We start from the raw sequence: 8,964 nt of genomic DNA on the forward strand, positions 1-8,964 counted from the left end.
GGTGACGCCCGCAGGGGCGGCGTCACCGGCGCCGGACGCCGCCAGCCCCGTCCCCCCTCGAGCGAGAGCGAGCCGACGATGTCCGCGACCACCGACCGTCCCGGGTGCGACACCTCGGACCTCCTGCACATCCACCAGCTGTTCCGGCGCGCGTTCGCCGACGCGCCCGGCCTCGTCCGCGGGGTGCCGGACGGCGACACCGCCCGGATGCGGGTCGTCGCCGCGCACGTCCGCGAGGTGGCGACCGGGCTGCACCACCACCACGAGGGCGAGGACCTGCTGCTGTGGGACCGGCTCGAGCAGCGCTCCCCCGCCTGCGCGCTGCACGTCGGGCTGATGCGCTCCCAGCACGCGGACGTCGCCGGGCTGCTGCGCGACCTGGACGCCGCGCTGCCCGCGTGGGAGGCCGGGGCGCCCGCCGCCGCGCGCGACGACGTCGCCCGGGTGCTCGACGCGCTGCAGGCGCTGCTGGTGCAGCACCTCGGCCAGGAGGAGGACCGCATCCTGCCGACCGCGTCGAGCGTGCTCAGCCAGCGCGAGTGGGACCAGCTGCACGAGCACGGGATGGCCTCCGTCCCGCGCAGCCGGATGCTGATCCAGCTGGGCTGGATCCTGGACGCCGTGCCGGCGCCCGAGCGCGCGGGCTGGCTGCGCACCAACCTGCCCGCGCCCGCCCGGCTGCTGTGGCACACGGTCGGGCGCCGGCGGTTCGCCGCGCACCGCGCGCGGGTCTACGGCGTGCGGTGACGCGCGGCGGGCGGGTAACCCCGGCCGGGTGAGGACGGCCGTTCCGGCGCCTCCCTAGCGTGATCCCCGTCGCCGGCGACGGCGCGGAGAAGGGGGGCACCATGTCCGCGGAGACCGCACCCACCACCGGCGAGCCCGCGCCGCGGCACCGGGCCGCTCCGGCGGCGCCGGGCGGCACGGCCGTCCCGGTGGGGTCCACGCCCGCCGGGAACGGCAGCCCGGCCGGCGACGGCCGCGCCGGCGACGCCCCGGAGCCGCCGCCCGCCGACGCCGTGCCCGCCCGCACACCGGTGCCGGCCGCGCAGTGGATCTCCTGGGTCGCGCTCGCGATGATGACCACCAGCTCGGTGGCCAGCCTCCGCGCGGCACCGACCATGGCGATCTACGGGCTGGCGGCGGTGTTCCTCTACGTCGTCCCGGCCGTCGTGTTCCTGCTGCCGACGTCCCTGGTGTCCGCCGAGCTCGCGTCCGGCTGGAAGGGCGGCGTCTACAACTGGGTCTCCGAGGGCATCTCGAAGCCCGCCGGCTTCCTCGCCGTCTGGTGCCAGTTCGCGATGACGATCTTCTACTACCCGACGCTGCTCGGGTTCGTCGCCAGCACGCTCGCCTACGTCATCAACCCGGACCTGGCGACGAGCGGCGTGTGGACGGCCGCGGTCATCGTGGTCGTCTACTGGAGCGGCGTGTGGGTGTCGTCCCGCGGCACCAAGGCGATCGCGGGGCTCGCCTCCGGCGGCCTCATCATCGGCACGCTGATCCCCGGGGTGCTGCTCGTGACCCTCGGCGTGGTGTTCCTCGGCCAGGGCAACCCGTCGGCCGCGCCGATGGACGCCGAGCACCTGCTCCCGGCGTGGGCCGGCCTGTCCAGCCTGGTGCTGATCGTGAACAACTTCCTGTCCTACTCGGGCATGGAGATGAACGCGGTGCACGTGTCCTCGCTGCGGAACCCGGCGCGGGAGTTCCCCCGGTCGATGTTCCTGGCGATGGGGATGGTGCTGCTGATCTTCATCCTCCCGGCGCTCGCCATCTCCTGGTTCGTGCCCGCCGAGGAGCTGTCGCTCACCGCCGGCATCATGCAGGCGTTCGACGCGGTGTTCGCCCAGTTCGGCTGGCAGTGGCTCACGCCGGTCATCGGGATCATGCTCGTGACCGCGTCGGTCGCCGGCATGCTGACCTGGCTGGCCGGCCCGTCGAAGGGCCTGCTGCTGATCTCCCGGCAGGAGGGCTACCTGCCGCCGTTCCTGCAGCGGCTGAACAAGAACGGCGTGCAGCAGAACATCCTGGTCACCCAGGGCGCGATCACCACCCTCATCGCCCTCGGCTACGCGCTGATCCCCTCGGTGTCGAGCGCGTACTGGGTGTTCTCGGTGATCACCACGCAGGTCTACCTGATCATGTACCTGCTCATGTTCGTGGCGGCCGTGCGGCTGCGGCGGCTGCACGCGGACCACCCGCGCGGGTACAAGGCGCCGATCATCCGGACGCTGTGCGGCGTCGGGTTCGTCGCCTCCGCGGCCGCCCTGCTCGTCGGGTTCGTCCCGCCCTCGCAGCTCGGCACCGGCAGCCCCTGGGTCTACGTCCTGGTCGTCGGCGGCGGCGCCCTCGGCCTCGGCCTGCTCGTGCCGTTCCTGTTCTACCGGCTCCGCAAGCCCTCCTGGCGGCTCGCGGAGGCGCAGCAGCCGGAGGTGAGCGCGTCATGACCGTGCCCGTCGAGACCTCGACCCGCCGCGAGCGCGGCTGGGTGTACGGGGTGAGCATCGCGGTCCTCGCGGTGCTGGTGCTGATCGCCCTGCTCTCGTTCGGCTCCGCGCGCGAGGACGCCGAGGCGCGGGACAAGGCCCAGGAGCTCGTCGACCAGATGGCCGCCGCGGGGGCCGCCCAGCTGCCGTCGGTCGACCGGGTCGCCGCGGTGCTGGGCACCGACGGCGGCGTCGCCTGCTCCGACCCCGCGTCCGCCCTCGGCAAGGCGGCGATCTTCGCCGGGCTCGCCAACGGCGCCACCGGGCCCGGCTACCGGCCGACGATCTCCGCGAGCCGGGCCGTGCGGGCCGAGCTGCTGATCGTGGGCGTGTACTGCCCGGAGCACCTGGCGGACGTGCAGGCGATCGTCGACGACCTGCAGCTCGCGGACGCCGACGACGGCGGTTCGGGGTACTGACCGGGGGCGGGGCGCGGACCCGTCAGGATCGGAGAAGCGCCCCGCCCGTCCGCGCTCCTACGGTGGGCGCACGCACCACCCCACCCCGCCGAGCAGGAGGCACCGAGCATGGCCGAGACCCGCGAGTCCACCGCGAACTTCACCGCCGAGGAGCGCGCCGCGATGCAGGAGCGCGCCGCCGAGGTCCGCACCGCCCGCAAGCGCGGGAAGGCCGCCGACCCGGACGCCGAGGTGCTCGCCAAGATCGCCGAGCTCCCGGACGAGGACCGTGCGATGGCCGAGCGCATCCACGCGATCGTCCGCGAGGTCGCCCCCGGGCTGACGCCGCGCACCTGGTACGGGATGCCGGCGTACGGCGCGTCGAAGGCGGTGCTGTTCTTCCAGCCGGCCTCGAAGTTCAAGGCCCGGTACGCGACGCTCGGGTTCAACGACGACGCGCGGCTGGACGACGGCGCGATGTGGCCGACGGCGTACGCGCTGACCCGGGTCGGGGACGCCGAGGAGGCCGCGATCCGGGAGCTCGTGCGGCGGGCCGCCGGGGAGGGGTGAGGGGCTACCGCTCCGCCCCGCCCGACGGCGGCCGCCAGCCGCCCTCCTCGCGGACCGCGCGCGCGACCCGGAGGCTGATCTCCCGCAGCTGCCGCGCCTGCGCCGGCGTGAGCCGGTCGAGCACCAGCCGGTGCACCGTCGCGACGTGCCCCGGGGTCGCCCCGGCGACCGCGGCCCGGCCGGCGTCGGTCAGCACCGCGAGCGTGTACCGCCCGTCCGCGGGGTCCGGCTCCCGGCGCAGCCACCCGCGCCCCTCCAGCCGGGCCGCCGCGCGGGACAGCCGGGACAGGGTGCTGTTCGCGTAGTCGGCGAGCACGCTCATCCGCAGCGTCCGGTCCTCGGCCCGGCTCAGCGCGTAGAGCACGCCGTACTCGAAGTGCGTGATCCCCGCGTCCCGCTGCAGCTGCGCGTCGAGCGCGGGCGGCAGCCACTCCAGCACGGTGGCCAGCGCGGACCAGGTCGCGAGGTCGTCGCCCTCGAGCTCGACCGGGGGGTGCGCGTCGTCCGTCATGCCCGGGAGCCTAACCCGGGGTGACTTGCTCAGGAAAGTCATCCGTGGCGTACCGTGACTTTCCTGAGCAAGTGATCGCCGCACCGCGCGGCGGCACGGGGAGGACCACCATGGATCTGCAGCTGACCGGGGCCCGGGCGTTCGTCAGCGGGTCGACGCAGGGCATCGGCTACGCCGTCGCCGCGGGGCTGCTGCGCGAGGGCGCCGAGGTCGTCGTGAACGGGCGCGACGAGGGCCGGGTGCGGGACGCGGTGTCCCGGCTGCGGGACGCTGTGCCGGGCGCCACCGTCTCCGGGATCGCCGCCGACGTCGCGGACGCCGACCAGGTCGACCGCCTGCTCGACCGGCTCGGCGACGTCGACGTGCTGGTGAACAACGTCGGCGTGTTCGAGGTCGCCCCGTTCGAGCGGATCACCGACGCCGACTGGCAGCGCTACCTGGACGTGAACCTGCTGAGCGGCGTCCGGCTGGCGCGCCGCCTGCTGCCGCCGATGCTCGCCCGCGGCCGCGGGCGGGTGCTGTTCGTCAGCAGCGAGTCGGGGGTGGACGTCCCGGCGGACATGCTCCACTACGGCGTGACGAAGGCCGGGGCGCTGGCGCTGGCCAACGGGCTCGCCAAGCTCACCCGCGGCACGGGGGTCACGGTGAACACCGTCCTCGGCGGGCCGACCTACTCGGACGGCGTGGCCGGGGCGGTGGAGCAGATCGCGCGGGCCCAGGGGGTGCCGGCCGGGGACCTGAAGGACACTCTCGCCGCCGCCCGGACGACGTCGCTGGTGCAGCGGTTCCTCGAGCCCGAGGAGATCGCGCGGCTGGTGGTGTACCTGGCCAGCCCGCTGTCCTCGGCGACCAACGGGGCCGCGGTGCGCGCCGACGGGGGCGTGCTGACGACGCTGCTGTGAGCGGGCCGGGCCGCGCCCGGGTCAGGCCCGGCGGGAGGCGGTGATCGTGAACTTCGGGTTCCGCGCCACCTGCCGGGTCGGCCCGACGGCCGCCTCCAGCGCCGGCCGGTAGCCCAGCCCGGAGTTCCACACGCACCACAGCTCCCCGCCTGGGCGCAGCACCCGCGCCGCCTCGGCGAACAGCCCTCGGGCCACCCCGTCGTGCACCGCGGCGCCGACGTGGAACGGCGGGTTGAGCAGGACGAGGTCGGCGCTCGCGTCGGCGATCCCCGCGGTCCCCCGCGCCCGCTGCACGCGCACCCGGTCGGTCAGCCCGTTCGCCGCGACGGTCGCGCGGGCGGACGCGACGGCGGCCGCGGACTCGTCGGTCGCCACGACCTCGACGGCCGGGCGGGCGGCGGCCAGGGCGGACGCCAGCACACCGGTGCCGCAGCCCAGGTCCACGGCGGTCCGCGCGTCGGGCACGGCGCCGGCCAGGTGCTCGACCAGGAACCGGGTGCCGATGTCGACGCGCGCGCCGGCGAACGCGGCGCCGTGCGCGCGGACGGTCAGGCCGAGGTCGTCGTGCCGCGCGGTGGCGGGCCAGGCGGGGGTGCTCTCGTCGGCCGCGCGGGGCCCGGCGGCGTGCAGGACCCGCGCCTTCTGCCGGCCGCGGCTGGCCCGCACCTGCGCGAAGTGCCGGGCGAGCACGTCGTTCATGGCCCGGGACATGTGCTTCTCCCGGCCGCCGGCGACCAGCGCGACGTCGGGGTCGGCATGCCGGGCGACCAGGCCGGCGACCTCGTCGAGCGCGTCCAGCGAGCGCGGCAGCAGGAGCAGCACGACCCGGGCCCCGGCCACCAGCTCCGGGCGCAGGTCGGCGTGCGACCGGAACGCCCCGGCGCCACCGAGCCGGGCGGCGTTCTCCGCCAGGGCGAGCTCGCCGGTGAGCCGGTCGGTGTGCGAGCGCACCCCGGTCAGGCCGAACCGGTGCATCGCGCCGAGCGTCACCGCGCCGTACCGGTCGCCGACGACCACGACCGTCCCCGGCGCCGCCCCGTCGAGCAGCGGCGCGGCCTCGTCGAGGACCAGGCGGTCGGCGGCGTCGACCGCGACCAGGTCCGGCGCGGGGATCTCGGGGTCGCAGCGCAGCGCGGCGAGCAGGTCCTCGGTCATCAGACGTTGAAGCGGAACTCCACCACGTCGCCGTCGGCCATCACGTAGTCCTTGCCCTCGATGCGCGCCTTGCCGGCGGACCGGGCGGCGGCGACGGAGCCGGCCTCGACCAGGTCGTCGAACGAGATGACCTCGGCCTTGATGAAGCCCTTCTGGAAGTCCGTGTGGATGACCCCGGCGGCCTGCGGCGCGGTCCACCCCTGGTGGATGGTCCAGGCGCGGGACTCCTTGGGGCCGGCGGTCAGGTAGGTCTGCAGGCCGAGGGTGTGGAACCCGACGCGGGCGAGCTGGTCGAGGCCCGCCTCGTCCTGGCCGTTGTCCGCCAGCATCTCCTTGGCCTCGTCGGGCTCGAGCTCGACCAGGTCGGACTCGAACTTGGCGTCGAGGAAGATCGCGTCGGCGGGGGCGACGAACGCGCGCAGCTCGTCCTGCATGGCGGTGTCGGCCAGGCCGGCGTCGTCGGTGTTGAAGACGTAGATGAACGGCTTGGCCGTCATGAGCTGCAGCGAGGCGAGGTCGGCCAGGTCGAGCCCGGCGGCCTTCGCGCCCTGGAACAGCGTCTGGCCGGACTCCAGCACGGCCTGCGCGGCCTGGGCGGCGGCGAGCTCGGCGGGGTCCGCCTTCTTGATGCGGACCTCCTTCTCCAGGCGCGGGACGACCTTCTCGAGCGTCTGGAGGTCGGCGAGGACCAGCTCGGTGTTGATCGTCTCGATGTCGTCCTTGGGCGACACGCGGCCGTCGACGTGCACGACGTCGGGGTCGGCGAACGCGCGGGTCACCTGGCAGATCGCCTCGGCCTCGCGGATGTTGGCGAGGAACTTGTTGCCCAGGCCCTCGCCCTCGCTCGCGCCCTTGACGATGCCGGCGATGTCGACGAACGACACGGTCGCCGGGAGGATCTTCTCGCTGCCGAAGATCTCCGCGAGCTTCTCCAGCCGCGGGTCGGGCAGCGGCACGACGCCGACGTTGGGCTCGATCGTGGCGAACGGGTAGTTCGCCGCGAGCACCTGCGCGCGGGTCAGGGCGTTGAAGAGCGTGCTCTTGCCGACGTTGGGCAGGCCGACGATGCCGATGGTGAGTGCCACGGGCGACCATCCTAGGGGGCGGGCCGCCTCAGGCGAACGAGCGGATGGTCTGCAGCAGCTCCGGGGCCCGCCGGTCGTACAGCCCGCCGCCGACCCGCACGCCCACGACCAGCGCCGCCGCGCCCGACCCGAGCCCGACGACCAGGGTCAGTGCCTGGAGCAGCGCGTGCCCGGTGACCACGGCGGCGATGCCCAGCCCGACCGTCGGCACGCACACGACGAGCAGCAGCAGCATCCCGAGCGACTGCGTGAGCATGACCGCCAGCGACGAGCCCTGCGGCGTCGAGAACGGGTTGTCGCCCGGCTTCGGGACCGGGTAGACGACGCGCGCGGAGTAGATCGACGACGCCCCGACGCCGACCGCCAGCACGCCGAGCGACATGCCGAGCACCGGGACGGCGGCGTCCCACCGGCCCGCGACGCCGAGCACGAGGACGTCGGTCGCCAGCACGACGACGCCGCCGACGAGCATCCCGGCCAGCGCGCGGCCCGCCCGGTCCACCCGGCCGTCGACCGGCGCCGCGACGTGCGTCCAGAACGCGGTGTCGTCGTAGGAGATGTCGGCGGACAGCGACCAGCCCATGACGAACGCCACCACGACGCCGGCGCCGAGCAGCAGCCCCCCGCCGCGGCCGAGGAACCACAGCAGCAGGACCATCACCGGCACGACGGCGACGGCGGCCGCGTACCGGGGGTCGCGGAGCCAGTAGGTCAGGCTGCGCGCGGCCACCGCGCCGGTCGGGGTCGCCGGGAACCGCGCGAAGAAGCCGAGTCCCTCGCTGCGGGCGACGTGGCCCGCGCCGCCGGGCGACCGGACGAGGGCCGCCGACAGCGCCCGGTCCCAGACGCCGACGAGCACCGCGAGGGTGGCCCCGGCGACGGCGACCTTGCCCAGCCCCGCCGCCCAGGCGCCGGCCTGCACGTCGGCCGCGAGCGCCCACGGCGCCCCGAGCGGGGTCCAGCCGACCACGACGCCGACCTCGGGCAGCGCGTCGGCGACCGCGGACAGCCCCGCCGTCGCGCCGAGCAGGATCGGGCCGAGCAGCATGAGCGGCACGATGGCCAGGACCGCGGCGACCTCGCGGAACCGCCGGCCGCCGACCAGCGGCGCCAGCATCGTCGTGAGCGCCCGGGAGCCGACCACGCAGACCGCCACGCCGAGCGCGCCGCCGACCAGCCCGGCCACGAGCGCGCCCGGGTCCCGCCACCAGGCGAGGGCCGACGCGCCGCCCAGCACGACGGTGGCGGCGCCGGGCACGCCGACGAGGCCGGCGAGCGTCAGCCCGGTCAGCAGGTGCCGCCGGCGGATCGCGAACAGCTGGAACCGCTCGGGGTCCAGGGTGCTGTCCACGCCGAACGCGACCAGCGGGAGCAGCCACCAGCCGGCGACGAGCAGCGCGCCGCCGAGGACGACGACGGTGCGGGTCAGCTCCGGGTCGTCGTGCGCGCCGAGCGCGACCAGGCCGACGACCGCGAGCCCGAGCAGGAACAGCGCGTAGAGGACCGACAGCAGGAGCGCGACGACCTTCCACACGCTGCGCCGCAGGCCGTTGCGCAGCAGCGTCAGCTTCAGTCGGACGAGGTGCGCAACCACGCGAGCGCCCCCTCCGTGCGCCGGCCGCCGACCAGCTCGACGAACCGGTCCTCGAGCGACGCGTCCCCGCGGACCTGGTCGACCGTGCCCTGCGCGAGCACGTGGCCCCCGGCGATGACGGCGACGTGGTCGCACATCCGCTGCACCAGGTCCATCACGTGCGAGGACACGACGACGGTGCCGCCGCCCGCGGCGTACGCCGCCAGGATGTCCCGGATGTTCGCCGCGGACACCGGGTCGACGGCCTCGAACGGCTCGTCCAG

General features: G+C 75.3%; 9 protein-coding genes and 1 pseudogene. 5 read left to right on the plus strand and 5 right to left on the minus strand.

The features are described 5' to 3' along the window. Positions 1 to 78: 78 nt before the first annotated feature. The 4 genes from VER05_RS05285 to VER05_RS05300 all read left to right on the plus strand — a co-directional run bounded on the left by VER05_RS05285 (position 79) and on the right by VER05_RS05300 (position 3,454). A complete protein-coding gene (locus VER05_RS05285; RefSeq protein WP_324844346.1) occupies positions 79 to 747 on the plus strand; it encodes a hemerythrin domain-containing protein in 669 nt (222 codons plus the stop codon). A 101-nt stretch (positions 748 to 848) separates the two neighbouring features. Beyond that, positions 849 to 2,447, plus strand: coding sequence for an APC family permease (locus VER05_RS05290; protein WP_324844347.1), 1,599 nt, complete (start codon positions 849 to 851; stop codon positions 2,445 to 2,447). After that, positions 2,444 to 2,905 carry a hypothetical protein gene (locus VER05_RS05295; protein ID WP_324844348.1) on the plus strand — a complete coding sequence of 154 codons (462 nt, stop codon included), beginning with the start codon at positions 2,444 to 2,446 and terminating at the stop codon, positions 2,903 to 2,905. Before VER05_RS05290 ends, VER05_RS05295 begins: the two co-directional genes overlap by 4 nt. Positions 2,906 to 3,013: 108 nt before the next feature. Then, a complete protein-coding gene (locus tag VER05_RS05300; protein WP_324844349.1) occupies positions 3,014 to 3,454 on the plus strand; it encodes a DUF1801 domain-containing protein in 441 nt (146 codons plus the stop codon). Between the two features lie 4 nt (positions 3,455 to 3,458). On the opposite strand, the gene VER05_RS05305 is transcribed toward VER05_RS05300, so the two are convergent. Further along, entirely contained in the window at positions 3,459 to 3,965 is a 507-nt protein-coding gene (locus tag VER05_RS05305) for a MarR family winged helix-turn-helix transcriptional regulator (RefSeq protein ID WP_324844350.1), read from the minus strand. A gap of 110 nt (positions 3,966 to 4,075) precedes the next feature. On the opposite strand from VER05_RS05305, the gene VER05_RS05310 reads away from it, so the two are divergent. Continuing rightward, positions 4,076 to 4,867 (plus strand): SDR family NAD(P)-dependent oxidoreductase, encoded by a 792-nt coding sequence (locus tag VER05_RS05310; RefSeq protein WP_324844351.1) that lies wholly within the window; start codon positions 4,076 to 4,078, stop codon positions 4,865 to 4,867. Positions 4,868 to 4,888: 21 nt separating this feature from the next. Here the strand turns inward: VER05_RS05310 and VER05_RS05315 are convergent, their stop codons facing one another. The 4 genes and pseudogenes from VER05_RS05315 to VER05_RS05330 all read right to left on the minus strand — a co-directional run. Then, a complete protein-coding gene (locus tag VER05_RS05315; RefSeq protein WP_324844352.1) occupies positions 4,889 to 6,022 on the minus strand; it encodes a class I SAM-dependent methyltransferase in 1,134 nt (377 codons plus the stop codon). Further along, the gene (gene ychF / locus VER05_RS05320; RefSeq protein WP_147795830.1) at positions 6,022 to 7,107 is read right to left on the minus strand and encodes a redox-regulated ATPase YchF; all 1,086 of its coding nucleotides are present in this window, start codon (positions 7,105 to 7,107) and stop codon (positions 6,022 to 6,024) included. Before ychF ends, VER05_RS05315 begins: the two co-directional genes overlap by 1 nt. A gap of 28 nt (positions 7,108 to 7,135) precedes the next feature. Beyond that, the gene (locus tag VER05_RS05325; RefSeq protein ID WP_324844353.1) at positions 7,136 to 8,701 is read right to left on the minus strand and encodes a hypothetical protein; all 1,566 of its coding nucleotides are present in this window, start codon (positions 8,699 to 8,701) and stop codon (positions 7,136 to 7,138) included. Further along, positions 8,677 to 8,964, minus strand: a pseudogene (locus VER05_RS05330) (ABC transporter ATP-binding protein); the annotation flags it as partial. The gene VER05_RS05325 and the pseudogene VER05_RS05330, both read right to left, overlap by 25 nt.

The organism is Cellulomonas sp., assembly GCF_035634735.1.
GTDB lineage: Bacteria > Actinomycetota > Actinomycetes > Actinomycetales > Cellulomonadaceae > Cellulomonas.